Below are 16,643 nucleotides of genomic sequence, written 5' to 3'. Positions count from 1 at the left end.
AACCTTATAGTAAGGTAATAAGTATTTCGAGAAAACTAATTTACCGTGGTATTTAAAGATACATTGGCAGATTTTCTTGCAGGTAAAAGTTTGATATTCCAACGGATATAGCGATATTCAGAAAGCGGCGTATTAGTCATTTTTCCAGCTACTTGACGCACTAAGGGTATATCAGCAAAGTTTTTTCCATCGGTGCTAGCTTGAGCGCTAGCAGGATGTGCTTCACCAGTAAATGTCATACTTGAAGGAATTGGTAGAGTAATAATTAAGTCATTGATATCTTTGGCTAAAGTATTAGTATAAATGACTTTATACTGGATAATAGTGCCTACTGGAGCAGTTCTGACAGGTATATAAACTACTTTGCCTTGCTTATCACTCACTACTTTATTAGTTGTCAGTTCCATTTTTACTCCATTATTAGCATATCCCAGAGTTAATGAAAGCATAAATAATAAAACTGTTGACAAAATAACCTTTAAAAATCTAAGGCAATTCATAGTATATTTCTTCCTCAATTCTCATATCGCTATCTACTTGCTGGCTGTATCAATGTTAAATGAGATATCACCTTCATTATTTAGAGATTATGAGGTAATTATAAGGAAGATGCTATTTAATTATAGGGGTGGTGAATATTTGCTAATCTGTGCAGTTATAAATATGTACGCTTTTGTTTTTATAGCTCTCTACTAGATTATAAATATTTTTTACCAATTCTCTTATAGCAGCTCTAAAAACGGACGAAAGGCAGTTTTAGTATGACCAAACACATCAAAATGCTAAATTTAAGTAATGGCTCCGTAAAATAAAACGACTAAACAATATTCTGAAGTATTGCAAAAAATATCCACTATTTATTTCAAAAATACTTGTCATATTGGCATTTCTCCATAGCTATAAACAAATCCACAATAAGTACCTATAATAGAGTGTCATTATCATTTGATAGTGAGAATTGCATAGTGGCTACCGTTTAATTTTGCAACGGTGTTTACTCGCGCCTAATGCTACTCTACAGTGATACGATTTATTTAGAAGTCTCTGTTATAACCCTGAATAATAATGTCATGCTTATATGCAGAAAGGACGTTATAGGTAACACACCAATTCAATCGATTGCTCATTAAGATACGTACATACTCTGATTTAATAACACCCTGCCATCATGCAGGACTGACTGATAAAAAGGATTAATAAAGATGAACTATTATAAGGATGCTGATAGCACCGAAACCCAAGAATGGCTGGAAGCCTTTGAGTCGGTTATCAAACATGCCGATAAGGATCGAGCGCAGTTTTTATTAAAAGCGTTATACAACATGGCGGTACAAGAAGGACTGCCATTTAACCGTCTCGATACCGCTTATATCAATACCATCGCGGTTGAAGATGAGCCAATGTACCCAGGTGACTTGACAATTGAGCGTAAAATTCGGGCTTTGATTCGCTACAACGCATTGGCAATGGTTATGCGTGCCAACAAAAATGATGATGATTTAGGCGGTCACCTAGCAACTTTTGCTTCAAGTGCGACCCTTTATGAGACAGGATTTAACCATTTCTTTCGTGCGGCAAGCGATCATTTCGGCGGTGATATGATTTATTATCAAGGTCACTCAGCGCCCGGTATTTATGCGCGCTCTTATTTAGAAGGTCGTTTAGATGAAGAGCAATTAGATAATTTTCGCCGTGAAGTGGGCGGCAAGGGTCTGTCAAGCTATCCGCATCCATATTTGATGCCAGATTATTGGCAGTTCCCAACCGTGTCGATGGGTTTGGGCCCAATTATGTCCATTTATCATGCGCACGTGCATCGCTATATGGAAAACCGCGGCTTGCTAGAAAAAGAAGATCGCAAGATTTGGACCTTCTTAGGTGATGGTGAAACCGACGAGCCAGAAAGCTTGGGTGCCATTTCGCTTGCTGGTCGTGAGAAGTTGGACAATTTAATTTGGGTCGTCAACTGTAACTTACAGCGCCTCGATGGTCCTGTGCGTGGTAACGGCAAGATTATTCAAGAGCTTGAGTCGGTGTTCCGCGGTGCAGGCTGGCGGGTGATTAAGGTGATTTGGGGCGGTCAGTGGGATACCTTGTTAGATAAAGATACTACCGGCGTGCTCAAATATCGCATGGAAGAAGCGGTCGACGGCGAATACCAGTTGTACGAAGCCCGTACGCCTGAATTTACCCGTAAAGAATTCTTCGGTAAATACCCAGAACTAGAAGAGATGGCGAACGAGCTGTCTGACCATGATATTTCACGCTTAAACCGTGGCGGTCATGATCCGATGAAGGTCTATGCAGCATTTAGTGAGGCCATGCAAACCAAAGGTCAACCGACCGTAGTTTTGGTAAAAACGGTAAAAGGTTATGGCTTGTCTAATCAAGCACAAGCGGTCAATAAGACACATCAAATCAAAAAACTCGATCATGAAGCTTTGATGTATTTCCGTGACCGTTTTGATTTACCGTTTACTGATGAAGAGTTAGAGACGCTACCGTTTTATCGCCCAAAAGAAGACTCGCTGGAGATGAAATACCTAAAAGGTCGCCGTGAAGCCTTAGGTGGTCATCTGCCCAATCGCCGTAGTGGTCATATTCCATTAAATATTCCAGAGTTGTCTATTTTTGATCGCGTGCTAAAAGGCAGTAATGGCAAAGAGCAATCGACTACCATGGTGTTTGTGCGTTTACTAGCAGCGATGCTAAAAAATAAAGACATCCAAGATCGCGTCGTGCCTATTGTTCCTGATGAAGCGCGCACCTTTGGTCTAGAAGGTATGTTCCGCCAATTGGGCATTTATTCAGCTTCTGGACAGAAATATACGCCAGAGGATAGTGAAGCTTTGATGGGCTATAAAGAAGCCATCGACGGTCATATGTTAGAAGAAGGCATTAACGAAGCGGGCGCAATGAGTACATGGATTGCTCTGGCAACCAGTTATTCTGTCAACGCCTTGCCGATGATTCCACTGTATATTTATTACTCTATGTTTGGCTTCCAGCGTGTTGGCGACTTGGCATGGGCAGCAGGTGACTGTCAGGCACAAGGTTTCTTACTTGGCGCAACGGCTGGCCGTACCACGCTAAACGGCGAAGGCTTGCAGCATCAAGACGGTCATTCACAAATTTTATTCAACGTCGTACCGAACTGCGTGACTTATGATCCTTGCTTCGGTTATGAGCTGGCAGTGATTATGCATGATGGGCTACGCCGCATGTATGGTGAGGGCGAGCGCGTTTATTATTACTTAACCTTGATGAATGAAAACTACGAACAACCTGCCATGCCAGAAGGCGTGGAAGAAGGCATCAAGCGTGGTATGTATTTGCTAGAAGACAATGGCTCAAGCCAAGTTCAGCTATTAGGTTCAGGCGTTATTTTACGTGAAGTGCAAAAAGCGGCGAAAATACTACAAGATGAGTTTAATATCTCATCTAACGTCTGGAGTGTGACCAGCTTTAATGAGCTAACCCGCGATGGTATGGCTTGTGATGATTATAATCGCCTGCATCCAATGGATGAAGAAGTGGTGCCATGGGTGACCGAACAGCTTGCTCCGCACGAAGGTATCGTCGTCGCAGCGACCGATTATATGCGCAATTATCCAGAACAAATCCGCGCGTGGTTGCCTGACAATCGCCCTTATACGACTTTAGGTACTGATGGCTATGGTCGCTCAGACACTCGTGAGCAATTACGTAGCTTCTTCCATGTCGATGCCGCGCACATTGTGGTTGCGACACTTAAGCGCTTAGCTGATGAAGGTGAAGTTGAGATGCGTCTGGTAAAAGATGCGATTTCAAGCTTTGGTATCGAAGCGGATCAACCGCCTGCATGGCAACAACAGCCTCATTATGATCATTTCCCAGATGCCCCAGGCCCTGACAATGTACATCCGAACCCTGTGCCAGAGTTTGTCAGTGAAGATGATGACGAAATAAGCAGCGAAGGCCGCGCAGAAGATCCAGCCGATGCCGCCTTACTCAATGATGACGACATCAAAGAATAGCCCAAAGACAAGGCAACAATAATATAAGGAGAATTACGGATGGACATTAAAGCCCCCGATTTGGGTGTTGATAGCGCCGAAGTCAGTGAGATTATGGTCGAAGTTGGCGACGTTATTGCAAAAGATGACAATATTATCTTATTAGAATCTGATAAAGCCTCAGTAGAAGTACCAAGCTCGGCTGCCGGTAAAGTGACTAAAATAAGCGTAGCAGTCGGCGATCAAGTCAGCGAAGGCATGGTGCTCATTGAGCTTGAAAGCGATACTGATGCTAACAATGAAAACGACAGTGACAGCCAAAGCACTAACGCTGATACACAAAACAAAACAGACGCTGCTGCCGACAAAAAAGATGCAGCGCAGGATAATCAGCAAGCAGATACTAATCCAGCTGAGGAAAATACTTCTCAACCAGCAAAACAAGCCGGCGAGCAAGCAGGAAAAGCAACCACGCACGCCTTGCCTGATCTAGGTGTTGACGAAGCGCAAGTGTCTGAGATTATGGTCAGTGTCGGTGATATGGTTACTGCGGATCAATCTATTTTGCTGATTGAATCTGATAAAGCGTCGGTCGAAGTGCCAGCACCAGAAGCAGGCAAGGTTGAAAAAATATTGGTGCAAGCGGGCGATATGGTCGCCAATGGTCAAGACTTTATCGTGATTATTGGTGAAGGTTCAGAGAGCGCCAATAATAATGCTAGTGAATCTAAGGCTGATACTTCTGAGTCGCAAGCGTCCAAGCCAGCTGAGTCAGATAAGAAAACAGATTTAGACCAAGAATCTAATAAGCAAACGACTGGTGAGCCTAAACAAGTCGCTAAGTCTACGACTAATACTAGTGCTGCAAATGCTAAGCTGACCGAAGCACAAGTCAATGAAAAAATGGTCGATATCTATGCTGGTCCTGCCGTGCGTAAGCTTGCGCGTCAGCTAGGGGTTGATATCACCCAAGTGACGGGTTCGGCGCTTAACGATCGTATCTTAAAAGAAGATTTGTTTGCCCATGTAAAAGACAGCTTGAGCAAGCAAAAAACTGCGCCTGCGAGTGGTAATATGACAAGCTCAAGCCTGCCAAGCTTACCTGATATGAGCAGTACTGAGATATGGGGCGAGAGCGAAGTACAAGATTTAAGCCGCCTACAAAAAGTCTCGATACCGCAGCTCAATTACAATACTTTGCTGCCGCAAGTAACGCAATTTGACTTGTCTGACATCACAGACACTGAAAAGTTACGTGGTGAGCTCAAAGGCGCTATGAAAGCGGAAGGTATCGGCTTCACTATTTTGGCTTTTGTGGTTAAAGCAACTGCTTATGCATTAACCCAGCATCCACGCTTTAACAGTCATTTGAGTGACGATAATACCCAAATTATCTTACGTAAAAGCGTCAATATGGGCATTGCGGTCGCGACGGATGATGGCTTGATTGTCCCTGTTATCAAAAATGTGCAAGATAAAGGCTTAAAGCAAATCGCCATTGAGATAGGCGAGCTTGCGGCCAAAGCGCGTGATAAGAAGTTAACCGCTAAAGAATTACAAGGCGCAAGCTTTACCATCTCTAGTCAAGGTAACTTAGGTGGTACCGCATTTACGCCACTGGTAAATTGGCCACAAGTAGGAATATTAGGAGTATCAGAAGCCAGTATGCAGCCGCGTTGGAATGCTAGTAAGCAATCTTTCGAGCCGCGTCTGATGTTGCCGTTATCTTTATCTTACGATCATCGGGTGATTAATGGCGCCGATGCTGCGGTATTTACCCGTTATATCGCAAGTTTGCTGGCAGATCCACGCCGCATTTTGCTATAGGCTTGCTTATTCATTATAATTAGATATATCGTTAAAAGGACTGTCTGCGGATGGTCTTTTTTATATCTCTTATTTAATAAGTAATAAAAGGCATTCACAAACACAAAGAAGCCAGCTATTAAGCTGGCTTCTTTTACTTATATTATAGCAATGGACTATATTAGAACTGTTTTACGAAAGCAACGCCATAAACCCAAGGGCTAATATCGATTTCACCAATATCTGTACCGTTCAACGTAGCATCAGTTTTGATGTCCATATAACGCGCATCAATACGGAAAGACTCAGTCGGCGCAAATGGGATATCTAGACCGACATGACCAGCAACACCAACGCTATCATCAAGTTTTAGTTCAGTACCTGCAACATTGGCTTTCTCTTTAAAGAAAGTTGTATAGTTCACACCAACACCAACGAATGGCTTTACATTCATAGGCATGTTATAGCCGTCGAAGTGGTACTGTAGTGAAAGAGTAGGTGGTAAATGTTGAGTTCTACCTGTGATTTCACCACCATTTGCATCAGTCAAAGTGAAATCATGATGAAATGGAATAGCTGCTAGTAGTTCAACACCAACGTTATTAGCGATAAAGTATTCGCCACTGATGGTTGGACGTACATCGCCGTCAACATCTACAGAATAATTTGTACTACCTATAGTGACGTTACCATTATCGCTTTTAGGGTCAACATAATGTGCGCCAGCAGCGATAGACCAAGTACCAGCAGGTACCGCAAAAGCAGTGGTCATAGTAAGGGCAGTTGCAGCAGCTAAAGCTAGGGATTGTAGTTTCATCGTTAAGTTCCTCAACATAATAGATGTTATTGGTCAGTTTCTAATGAGGGATGGCATCAGTGACCATTAGATAACGTGAGAGTCAGGATATAACTCGTAACATTATTTCTCTATTATAGTACAAAAACCACACGAGGAGTAAGGTTTTAAACAGGAAATTGGCTTAATTGTATTTTATGTTACAGTCGTGACGGATTTTATGGGTTAAATTACCCTTTCCATTTTTAAATGCTTGTCTTATGCTACATCTGCGTTTTTAAACATTAATATTAAACAATGACATGGATAGAAGGATAGATTGGATATTATGCTCGGTTATTGTAGTAACTCTCCGCTGCGCTGCGAAAATGCCCGCTCAATTAAGCTTTTAAACCAAATAGATGCCTATTGTCCTAAATGCGGCTTGTTTTTATTACCAGCCCAAAACTTAAGCAATCAATTACGAGCGGATGAGCGTTTTTTACGTTTGGTCTTTTTTGTCACGGCGCTGCTATTGGTAATCACGACCTACATTTATTACATAAATTTTGTATAATCATAACGTCTGAAGCAAAAATTGCGATAAATTGTTTAAAAAACCCTCATTGAGTCTGCAAGCGCAACTGCCTTTTTGTTGATATCTCCCACCTGATTTTTAATAATATAAAACCGGTATTACACCACATAGGGACGGCATGCTATTCCAATCTATTCGGCGCTTGCGTCTTTTCGTCTATAACATTTTACAAAACGATGAGCATGACACGCTCTTTAGTCGCTATGTCGATTACTTTCTCATTTTTTTGATTATGGCGAACGTCACGGCGGTTATCGCTGAGTCGGTTGACAACTGGTATTACCCGTATCAAGCGTATTTTACGTGGTTTGAAAACTTCTCTATCGTGATCTTTTCTATCGAGTATTTACTAAGGCTATGGAGTGTCGCTGAAGCCAAACCCGACAATACCACGTGGCGTCAGCGCTGGGAATGGCTAAAAAGTCCGTCGGCGTTGATTGATATCGTTGCCATTGCCCCCGCATTTTTGAATTTCTTTGTCAGTATCGATTTGCGCTTCTTACGTATTTTGCGCCTGTTTCGAATTCTGAAACTTACCCGCTATTTTGTCTCATTGCGTATTTTATTGGTGGTTATCAGTAAGGAAAAAGGCTCGTTTCAAGCAGTCATTTTTATCTTAATTATTATGATTGTGACAGCGTCGAGCGGCATTTATTTGGTCGAAAACCACGTCCAGCCCGAGGAGTTTGAGTCGATACCCAAAGCTATGTGGTGGTCGGTGGTCACCCTGACGACGGTAGGCTACGGCGATGTCACACCTATCACCAATGCTGGTAAGATACTAGGTGCACTTATCACCATACTAGGCGTTGGTCTTGCGGCTTTGCCAGCGGGTATTTTGGCGACGGGTTTGGCAAATGAGCTGAGTCAGCGCCGAGAAGAGCTCGAGCAAGATTTTCGTGAGCAACTGGTCGATAGTAATTTTGATTTGGTGCAAAATCAGATGATGATTGAAAAGATTCGCCGCGAGCTTGGATTGGATAAGGAGCAAGCACAAGAAATCGTACTGCAAGTACTGCGCGAAAAAGAGCTTGAGCGCCGAGAAAAGGAAGTGCGGCAAAAGAATTTTTGTCCGCATTGCGGTGAGCCGTTAGAATAAAGTAAGTATTTAAAATTTTTTGGATGAAAATGGAAAGGGTAAAACGTGAAATCTCAACAGCGTTTTGTCCTTTTTTAATTGATAGGTTTTTTAATTGGTAGCTAAAAACCAATCTAATACTGGTTATGCATCAGTTATACATAGTTGGCGTAATCGGTAGAGCGCGTGCCAATTCATGCGCCACTTCTTGCGCGGCGGTTGCTAGATCTTTTGCAGGTAGCGGTAGATTTTGCAGGGTCAAATGCCAATCATCCACTTCTCGCTGCAAGTGTGCCGCCCAAAGCGTTACACAGTCACGTGGTAGCTGCTTTAAATTAACCTCAAAAACGCGATTGCCTTCATCATCGCTTAAATGAATCTCGCCTTTTTTGACTCTGCTAAACGGTAGGTTGTGGTAAGAGTTAGCGATTAAGGCAATGTGGGTAATGTGCGCAGGTACTTTATCCAAATAAATTCTGATTTGCTCTTGGTCAAGGGGTGCAAGATACATCGCTTGTTCACCGCGGTCCTTACCGTTGAGACTATCGCCTTGATGTTTGACGGATTCTGCCTTATCCCGTAACTGTTTAAACCAAACGATATCGCTGATGGTGCAGTTGTCGTTATATAGTACGCAGGCCAAATCAATATCAATCGCGCCTTCATTTTTCTTAAAGCGTTTTTTTAGGTTTTTAAATAAGCCTTTTTGCTCAATCTTAGTAAATTCATAATTGAGCGCAAAAAATAATGTCCCCGTGTCTAAACCCAGCGCTCTTAAACTGTCTGAAAGTAACGGTGATGGGGTAGTGGCTGACATAATATTCCTTTTGGACTTTTAATTTTGTATTAGGTTTTTAATTAAGATAAACGTTTAATTAAGATAAACGTTGGCGTATTGGGTACAGCGGTTAAATTTTTATCATCGTTAATAATTATAATCATTAGCCACCTTTTTATTGCCGCTATGCATCATTGATGGGTTTGTCTAAAACCGCTTCGTATAGGAGCGCAGGTTTGGCGTCTAATAGACCACTGCCAAAGCCACGTAGCCACCAAACCAGCTGTGAGGTTAAGTTGACGGTTGCGCGTATGGTTAGGGTTTCATCACTATTGATGGTCACGGTCTGGTCGTCACTCAGCTTGCTTTCCGTTAAGCTTTTCCCTGCTTGTTTGGTAAATTGTAGCTCAACTGCGGTATGTTTGCCACGATCGGGTAGCTGGCTAAATAGAGGATGGCTAAAGCCCATGCCACCTGCATCTAAATAGTTATCGAGGTGGAAATTATCAGGGGTTTGAGCCGCGCTTTCTAGTATCTCAACGCTTGCAAAGCGGTGGAGGGCAAAGGTACGAATAATCACGTCTGGGTCATCGGTACGCGTCGCCAATAAGTAAATAATCACCCCACGCTGAATGATAGCAATGGGATTTAGAATGTATTCGCTGGCTTGTGATTTATCGCTGCGAGTATAACTGGCTTTTATTTGTAGTTGATAAAACAACGCATGATAAATATTGTCTTTACTTTCCAAATCAATATGCGGCGCAATCAAAGGCTGCGAGGCAGGCTCGATACGTACCCTATCAATCCATGAATGGGTGACTTTGCTGTTTTTAAGCTGCCGGCGTGCCAAATCAAACCAAGGAAAAAGCTCATCTAAAATAACCGGCGGCAGCAGCTGGCTTAGATTGGCTTCGACCATATTAAAGGCAACCGCTTGCGATAAATTCATATGCGGTAAGCTTTGCAGCGGCGCATCGTCTTTCCAACGCCAGCCTTGTGGATTGGCATTGTTTTTTTCGATAGGAAAGCGTTTGGCAAGGGCATTTAAATCGCGTTGCACGGTGCGTAAACTGATATCAAAACCTGCCAATTTAAGCTGCTCGTAGACATGGGTGGTACCTACCCAACGATTGCGCTGCAACTGCGACAGTACTTGCCATTGCCGCGCGGTTGTCGCAGCGCCATGACGATTATCTGCTGCTTCCTCAGACGCTTTATTATCTGTCACAACCTCGTCATTTTGCTCAGTAACTTTTTTAGGCACGTCTCCTAGCACTAGGGCAGTTGCTGACTCATCAACAGCTGATTGCGATTGAAGACCATCGGCGTCAGTAGAATCTACAGTCATTAAAGATAACCTTTATTCAGTCACGAGTTTAATTTTTATAAGGGTATTATTTATGAATACAGCTTATTAAAACAGCAAAGCGCAAAAAATCATCATCGCAGAAAAGTATATTAGCGTCTAGAGTTGCTCTGCTGTATTTGGGCAGCAGTCATCTTGTTCTTTCTTGGCTTTTTTTTGCTTATCTTGTTTTTTTTGACGTTTGGCCTTACGCTTTTTTTTGTCCTTTTTCTTCGATTTTTTATCATCGACTTCGTCATCAGCGTTTTGATTTTCATCCCAAAGCATCAACCGACTTAATACTTTACCAAATAGAGTGTCTTTACGGTAGCGACCTTTTTTATTCATGGTGTCGACAGACAGACCCGTCATTAAGGTCAAGGCTTCACTAAGCGTCTGTACGCCATAAATATGAAACTGGCCGGCTTTGACGGCGGCAATGATGTCGTCACGCAGCATTAATTGTTTGACGTTGGCCATCGGAATGACCACGCCTTGTTGTCCCGTCAGCTCTTGCTCACGGCAAGCGTCAAAGAAACCCGCGATTTTAGAATTGATACCGCCGACTGCTTGGACTTCGCCTAACTGATTCATTGAGCCGGTAATCGCAAAAGATTGATTGATCGGGACGTTTGCTAAAGCGGACAGCAGCGCGCAGCCTTCGCTGACCGTTGCACTATCACCATCGATATGAGCGTAACTTTGCTCAAAAGCGAGTGAGGCGCTAAAGTTGAGCGCATGATGCTGACTAAATAAGGCGCGCAAATAGCTGGTCATAATCAGCATACCTTTTGCGTGTAAGCTGCCGCCCAAGTCCACATCGCGCTCGATATCGAGGATTTCACCCGCGCCAATATTTGGCTGAATGACGGCAGTCAGACGCGCAGGCATACCAAACTCGCTATCGGCATAGCTGACGACGGTGAGTGCATTGACTTGCCCAACCGCATCACCTTTGGTCTGAATCAGCTGTTGGCCATTTTTTAGCTCATCCCAATATAGGTCGCGCAAGTATCCTGAGCGCTCGTCCATATCGTCAATAGCGTGGGTCACGTGTATGGCGCTAACGATATTTTTACCGCTCAAACGTGCATGGCGGTTGGATTCATGCAACAGCTTAATCAATAAATCACTATGCAAACTCAAGCGGTCTTGGTCTTCGGCTTGTAAGCTTAAATGCTCAAGTAAGGCAGCTTGGGCGCTACTATCAAACGGATAAAGGCTGGCATAATCAATGATGTCTGCCATTTTTGCTACCAATGCCAATTCATGCTCAGGGCTACGTGTTACATCGTCGTGAAAGTCGGCACGAACTTTAAATACCGCATCAAATTCCGGCTCAAGCTCTAATAATTCGTAATATAAATCTGCTTCGCCAAGCAAAATCACCTTAATATCAAGGTCAATCGGTGCGGGCGCAAGCGACAAGCTGCCTGTCAAGGTTAGCATCTGCTCAAGGCTAGATAGTCTGATTTTACGTGATTGCAGGGCGCGCTTAAGGCCTTGCCAGGCGTAAGGGTGCTCAAGCAGATGACTGGCTTCTAATAACAAATAGCCGCCATTGGCACGGTGCAGGGCGCCGGCTCGAATCATACTGACATCGGTGGTTACTGTGCCCAATTGGGTGATTTGCTCGACATGACCCAATAGGTTTAAATGCGTCGGCAAATCTTCAAAGATGACGGGGGCGCCACTATCTGGCGTATGACTGACAATGACGTTGATCGCATAACGGCTCGGCGTTGTGGCAAGAACGGCCGTCACAAACTCCTCATCATCACCGTTAACGATGCGCTCGACATGCGTAACCATATCGGCAAATACGGTTTTTAGATACTCGACAACCAAGGGATGAGCAGCAAATTGCTCATAAATAGGCGCAAATAAAGGTTGTAGCGCACGGCGTGCAATATTGCGATGCAATGCTTCAATGGCATCATTGGCTTCGTCTTCTAATTGCTCTAAGGCGATGGTTAGCTGACTTAAGCGCTTTTGCATATGGTTTTTTTGGGCAAAATTATTCAGCTCAGCTTCATATTCGCTTTTGCCGTATGCGTTGCCATACTCGCTGTTAGCATTATCATCATCAAGATTATTTTTAGTAGGGTGCGCAGTCTTTTCTACTGTTGTTTGATTTTTTTGGCTACTAGAAATTTTTGAATGGTCAATGCTCTGATTGTTTTCTTCGGTAGATAACTTGCTAGGATGGACAAATACCGCTTTATTATCAAATGCGCGAAACGTCAGTGCCAAATCGTACTGTTTACCTTCGGTATTAAGGTCATCGTAAGCCTGACTTTCTTTTTGATGAGTGTCATTTTTAATCGCTTCGATTTTGCTTTGATACTGGTCGCTACGAAAACGTTGGCTAAGTCGTTTTTTTGCTTGCTGCCATAATTGGTTGACCTGCTGTTGCAATATCTGCCCTTGCCCGGCAGGTAGGCGCAGTGCTTGCGGTGTACGCGGATCAGTAAAATTGTGCACATAAACCCAATCATCAGGCGTCGGTGCATCAGCGGCAATGCGTTGTAGTAAGCGACTGATCACTGTGCGTTTGCCTAAACCATTTTCGCCCGCGGCAAAGACGTGATAGCCGCTGGCATGAATGTCTAGCGCCGTCTGCAAGGCTTTCAGGGCGCGCTGTTGCCCAAAGCCGACATCTAGATCAGGGGCAGTGCGGGTATCGGTCGGTAGCTCATCAGGATTGGTATAACGCTTAAGCTGCTCGGCACTAATAAGGCAGCGCTCATTAACCTCGATAAATACTGGATGAGGCGTACTAGGCGTATCTAAGGTGCGCTCTTGCTCATCAGTCTCGTTCGCCTTTATTGCTGTCGGCTTTGTATTGTCTGGCTTAGAAGCTTTTGTTACTGCTGAATTTTTAACAGGTGTTGCCATAGATTTGCTGTCTTTTGAGTCTTGATTTATAGGGGTGTTTTGCGGTTCGGTCATAGTTATATAGATAGTAGGTCGTTTTAAAAGGGTGGAATGGTTATTGATTTTTTACTGTTTGCGCTTTAAGTTTAGGAATGTATTTTTAATCATGCTTACATTTATAATAGTAAATAAGAACATCTTACAAGATATCGGCGCGTTTTAGACAAGACATTCAGCGCAGTTTTGTATCATAGTAAAGTGAAAGTTTTAGCTTATTAGGCTGTAATAATAGAGATTTTATTACGTTGACTTGCTGGTTATTGAAGAAGATAAGCCATCAACATAGGCGTAGATAGTATAAGATGGCGTACATTGGCGTAATCTGCAACTATTCAATGGGCAGAGCGCATGATAAAATAGACGGTTCACATGTCAAAACTGGATAACCCGTATGTCAGATTCTACTAAAACCTCTTCATCGTCTGCTAGCACGGGTAACAGTCATATTGACCCGACAGGTTTTGTCAAGCTTGGTGCGCAATTACCTAAGCTGGCAACTATGCTGGCGCAAGCAATAGACGAGTTGGGTCTTACGTTAAGCGCGCAGCAACAGCGCACGCTATTATTGTATTTAGACCAGCTTTTATTATGGAATAACGCGTATAATCTGACCGCGATTACCGATCCAGTCGAAGCACTTATCAAACATATCATCGATTGCTTGGCTATTATAACGCATTTACCGCCAGGGTCGCTGCTTGATATTGGCACAGGAGCGGGCTTGCCAGCGGTGATTATTGCTATCTGTCAGCCTGAGCGCCAATGTACTGCCCTCGATAGCAACCAGAAAAAGATTCGTTTTATTAAGCAAATCAGTAGCGAGCTTGGTTTGACTAACATGCAGCCAATCGCTTCGCGTATTGAGGCGCATGAAGCCAGCTATGAGGTGGTAACCTCAAGAGCCTTTGCCAGTTTGATTGATTTTGTCGAAGTGGCGCAGCCGCGCTTGGCAGATAAAGGTTATTTATGCGCGATGAAGGGTAAAGCCCCGAGCGATGAAGAGTTGCAAGCGCTAAGTGACGCTTGGCAGATAAAGACGATCGCATTAAAAGTACCGCGTTTACAAGATAGTCGTCATTTAATTGAATTATCTTATAAAAATGTCTAAGCTATGAGCACGTTACGCTATGCAAGACAACAATTGTTCTATGATCATAGATGGCGTGTACGCTGGTGTCTAAATAGACTTATAGGTAAGCGTCAGGTATTTAAGTAATATAATAAGCATGAGCGGCAAAAATACTGTAGTAAAAATCAGTAACAGATTCTAATTAAATTGAGTGAGTGTATGGAAATCATAGCGATTGCGAATCAAAAAGGCGGCGTGGGTAAAACCACGACGGCAGTCAATTTGACCGCCAGCTTAGCGGCCAAGCGCAAGCATGTACTACTGATTGACTTAGACCCACAGGGCAATGCAACCAGTGGCACGGGTGTCGATAAGAACGCCTTGGACTTGACCATCGCTGATGTACTGCTCGATGGCGTTGCGCTATCTGAGGCAATTGTGAGTAGTCCAGCTGGGTTTGATGTCATCGGCGCCAATCGTGATTTGGCGGGGATGGATATTACTTTAATGAGCAAAACCAATAGCCATGAGCTCTTTAAAACGGCAATGGCGCAGTTGGCCAAGGATCAAATCGCGACCAATAAATCTGCTTACGATTATATCATTATCGATTGTGCACCAAGCTTAAATTTATTGACGATTAATGCATTGGTAGCAACCGATAGCGTTATTATTCCCATGCAGTGTGAATATTATGCCCTAGAAGGTTTGGCAGATTTGTCGCAGACGATTGAGCGTCTTACTGAACTTAATCCTAAGCTCTATATTCGCGGTGTGGTCAGAACCTTGTTCGATGCGCGCAATACCTTGGCGCGTGATGTCTCTGCTGAGTTAGAGGCGCACTTTGGTGATATTATGTATAAAACTCATATTCCAAGAAATATTCGTTTGGCTGAAGCACCCGCACATGGCTTGCCAGTTATTGCTTACGAAAGATGGTCAAAAGGTGCGCGCGCCTATCAAAAACTGGCGGCTGAGGTGATAAAGCAGAGCGCATCATTATAAGTTCATGTTGCAAGTTAATAAAAGAACAGCAAATTATATTTATCAGTAAGCCGGTATTTAGCAATATTTGGCTTTTTATTTTAGCGTTAGAGGATAGGTAATCATGGCAAAGAAAAGAGGGTTGGCTGCCAATCGAGGTTTAGATGCCTTATTAGGGTCAATCAAAAAAGAAAAGCAAATTGCCGCCTCTGCCTTACAAGATGACACGGTAGTGCGTGAGCATACTGAGTCAACCAAAATACCACAACCTATTGAGCAAGAAGATAGCGCAGCTGCGGCTGTTAACAAGCCTTCTGCCTTGCCAGTGTCTGAACAAACCAATGACAATAATAATCGTAAAGCGCGGACGATAAAAAAAGCCCCTGTTAATAAAGCGCGCGCGAACGCCACAGAAAATAGCGCTTCTGAAGACCAAATCAGCTTGGTGCAAATCGATGTGACACGTCTGCAAGCAGGTAAGTATCAGCCGCGCCGTGATATGAGCGAAACGGCGCTGGCAGAATTGGCTTCTTCTATTGAGCAGCATGGCGTCATGCAGCCGATTGTTATTCGTCCATTACTGGCGAATGAAGATAAAAGCGAAGCCTTGGTGACGCATGAGATTATCGCTGGCGAGCGCCGCTGGCGTGCGGCAAAAATGGCGGGTAAATCGGTTATACCAGCGATTGAACGTGCACTATCTGATGAATTGGCCATAGCATTAGCCTTGATTGAAAATATTCAGCGCGAAGATTTATCGGTGATTGAGCAGGCGGCTGCCCTGCAGCGCTTTCATACAGAATTTGGTATGAGCCATGCCATGATTGCCGAAGTCGTTGGTAAAGCGCGTACCACGGTATCGAATCTTTTGCGCTTGAATCAGCTGCACGATACAGTTAAAGATCATTTGGCAAATAGTGCTTTAGATATGGGACATGCGCGTACCCTGTTGGCGCTATCATCAGAACAGCAGCCTATTATTGCGCAAAAAATCATTGATGCAGGCATGACGGTGCGCGAGGCTGAGAAATTGGTTAAGTCAATCTTGCAGCCAGCACCAAAAGCTAATCGCACCGAGCAAGTACAGTCTCGCGATGTTGAGCGCTTAACCCAGCGTTTAACTGATATGTTAGGCGCAGAAGTAAAGCTTAAACATAAAAAAGATGGGCAGGGTAGTGTTGAGATATTCTTCCACAATCATGATCAACTAGCGGCTTTGATCAAGCATATAGAAGCGCAGGCTTAGAGCTTTTTATACCCCTGAACTGGTTATTC

General features: G+C 43.6%; 11 protein-coding genes. 6 read left to right on the top strand and 5 right to left on the bottom strand.

The window, feature by feature from the left end; genetic code table 11:
- Nucleotides 1–35: 35 nt before the first annotated feature.
- Nucleotides 36–407 (bottom strand): hypothetical protein, encoded by a 372-nt coding sequence (locus tag RAH45_RS08305; RefSeq protein WP_223808581.1) that lies wholly within the window; start codon nucleotides 405–407, stop codon nucleotides 36–38.
- Nucleotides 408–1,202: 795 nt separating this feature from the next.
- Here RAH45_RS08305 and aceE point away from each other — a divergent pair.
- Both aceE and RAH45_RS08295 read left to right on the top strand, forming a co-directional pair.
- Complete coding sequence (gene aceE / locus RAH45_RS08300) at nucleotides 1,203–4,016, top strand: pyruvate dehydrogenase (acetyl-transferring), homodimeric type (RefSeq protein ID WP_306495147.1); 2,814 nt, start codon at nucleotides 1,203–1,205, stop codon at nucleotides 4,014–4,016.
- Nucleotides 4,017–4,055: 39 nt separating this feature from the next.
- Nucleotides 4,056–5,822 (top strand): 2-oxo acid dehydrogenase subunit E2, encoded by a 1,767-nt coding sequence (locus tag RAH45_RS08295; protein WP_306495146.1) that lies wholly within the window; start codon nucleotides 4,056–4,058, stop codon nucleotides 5,820–5,822.
- A gap of 160 nt (nucleotides 5,823–5,982) precedes the next feature.
- Here the strand turns inward: RAH45_RS08295 and RAH45_RS08290 are convergent, their stop codons facing one another.
- Nucleotides 5,983–6,618 carry an OmpW/AlkL family protein gene (locus RAH45_RS08290; RefSeq protein WP_306495145.1) on the bottom strand — a complete coding sequence of 212 codons (636 nt, stop codon included), beginning with the start codon at nucleotides 6,616–6,618 and terminating at the stop codon, nucleotides 5,983–5,985.
- A 674-nt stretch (nucleotides 6,619–7,292) separates the two neighbouring features.
- On the opposite strand from RAH45_RS08290, the gene RAH45_RS08285 reads away from it, so the two are divergent.
- Nucleotides 7,293–8,273 carry an ion transporter gene (locus RAH45_RS08285; protein WP_306495144.1) on the top strand — a complete coding sequence of 327 codons (981 nt, stop codon included), beginning with the start codon at nucleotides 7,293–7,295 and terminating at the stop codon, nucleotides 8,271–8,273.
- Between the two features lie 130 nt (nucleotides 8,274–8,403).
- On the opposite strand, the gene RAH45_RS08280 is transcribed toward RAH45_RS08285, so the two are convergent.
- The 3 genes from RAH45_RS08280 to RAH45_RS08270 all read right to left on the bottom strand — a co-directional run bounded on the left by RAH45_RS08280 (nucleotide 8,404) and on the right by RAH45_RS08270 (nucleotide 13,330).
- Nucleotides 8,404–9,069, bottom strand: coding sequence for a TerD family protein (locus RAH45_RS08280; RefSeq protein WP_201591337.1), 666 nt, complete (start codon nucleotides 9,067–9,069; stop codon nucleotides 8,404–8,406).
- A gap of 145 nt (nucleotides 9,070–9,214) precedes the next feature.
- Nucleotides 9,215–10,381 carry a helix-turn-helix transcriptional regulator gene (locus RAH45_RS08275; RefSeq protein ID WP_306495143.1) on the bottom strand — a complete coding sequence of 389 codons (1,167 nt, stop codon included), beginning with the start codon at nucleotides 10,379–10,381 and terminating at the stop codon, nucleotides 9,215–9,217.
- A gap of 117 nt (nucleotides 10,382–10,498) precedes the next feature.
- Nucleotides 10,499–13,330, bottom strand: a complete 2,832-nt coding sequence (locus RAH45_RS08270; protein WP_306495142.1) for an ATP-binding protein — start codon at nucleotides 13,328–13,330, stop codon at nucleotides 10,499–10,501.
- A 376-nt stretch (nucleotides 13,331–13,706) separates the two neighbouring features.
- Here RAH45_RS08270 and rsmG point away from each other — a divergent pair, with 376 nt between their 5' ends.
- From rsmG to RAH45_RS08255, 3 genes are all read left to right on the top strand, one after another.
- Complete coding sequence (gene rsmG, locus RAH45_RS08265) at nucleotides 13,707–14,423, top strand: 16S rRNA (guanine(527)-N(7))-methyltransferase RsmG (RefSeq protein WP_306495141.1); 717 nt, start codon at nucleotides 13,707–13,709, stop codon at nucleotides 14,421–14,423.
- A gap of 180 nt (nucleotides 14,424–14,603) precedes the next feature.
- Nucleotides 14,604–15,389: a ParA family protein gene (locus tag RAH45_RS08260; protein WP_306495140.1), complete on the top strand. Its 786-nt coding sequence runs from the start codon at nucleotides 14,604–14,606 to the stop codon at nucleotides 15,387–15,389.
- A 103-nt stretch (nucleotides 15,390–15,492) separates the two neighbouring features.
- The gene (locus RAH45_RS08255) at nucleotides 15,493–16,614 is read left to right on the top strand and encodes a ParB/RepB/Spo0J family partition protein (protein WP_288726977.1); all 1,122 of its coding nucleotides are present in this window, start codon (nucleotides 15,493–15,495) and stop codon (nucleotides 16,612–16,614) included.
- Nucleotides 16,615–16,643 lie beyond the last annotated feature (29 nt).

Source organism: Psychrobacter sp. van23A (assembly GCF_030845275.1).
GTDB lineage: Bacteria > Pseudomonadota > Gammaproteobacteria > Pseudomonadales > Moraxellaceae > Psychrobacter > Psychrobacter faecalis.
The sequence above is the reverse complement of the archived record's forward strand: the minus strand, read 5'-3'. Positions and strand labels throughout refer to the sequence as shown.

What these genes read in the sequence shown, in the direction of transcription:
- RAH45_RS08305 (WP_223808581.1), bottom strand. Translation starts at nt 407, where the DNA reads ATGGAACTGACAACTAATAAAGTAGTGAGTGATAAGCAAGGCAAAGTA.
- aceE (WP_306495147.1), top strand. Translation starts at nt 1,203, where the DNA reads ATGAACTATTATAAGGATGCTGATAGCACCGAAACCCAAGAATGGCTG.
- RAH45_RS08295 (WP_306495146.1), top strand. Translation starts at nt 4,056, where the DNA reads ATGGACATTAAAGCCCCCGATTTGGGTGTTGATAGCGCCGAAGTCAGT.
- RAH45_RS08290 (WP_306495145.1), bottom strand. Translation starts at nt 6,618, where the DNA reads ATGAAACTACAATCCCTAGCTTTAGCTGCTGCAACTGCCCTTACTATG.
- RAH45_RS08285 (WP_306495144.1), top strand. Translation starts at nt 7,293, where the DNA reads ATGCTATTCCAATCTATTCGGCGCTTGCGTCTTTTCGTCTATAACATT.
- RAH45_RS08280 (WP_201591337.1), bottom strand. Translation starts at nt 9,069, where the DNA reads ATGTCAGCCACTACCCCATCACCGTTACTTTCAGACAGTTTAAGAGCG.
- RAH45_RS08275 (WP_306495143.1), bottom strand. Translation starts at nt 10,381, where the DNA reads ATGACTGTAGATTCTACTGACGCCGATGGTCTTCAATCGCAATCAGCT.
- RAH45_RS08270 (WP_306495142.1), bottom strand. Translation starts at nt 13,330, where the DNA reads ATGACCGAACCGCAAAACACCCCTATAAATCAAGACTCAAAAGACAGC.
- rsmG (WP_306495141.1), top strand. Translation starts at nt 13,707, where the DNA reads ATGTCAGATTCTACTAAAACCTCTTCATCGTCTGCTAGCACGGGTAAC.
- RAH45_RS08260 (WP_306495140.1), top strand. Translation starts at nt 14,604, where the DNA reads ATGGAAATCATAGCGATTGCGAATCAAAAAGGCGGCGTGGGTAAAACC.
- RAH45_RS08255 (WP_288726977.1), top strand. Translation starts at nt 15,493, where the DNA reads ATGGCAAAGAAAAGAGGGTTGGCTGCCAATCGAGGTTTAGATGCCTTA.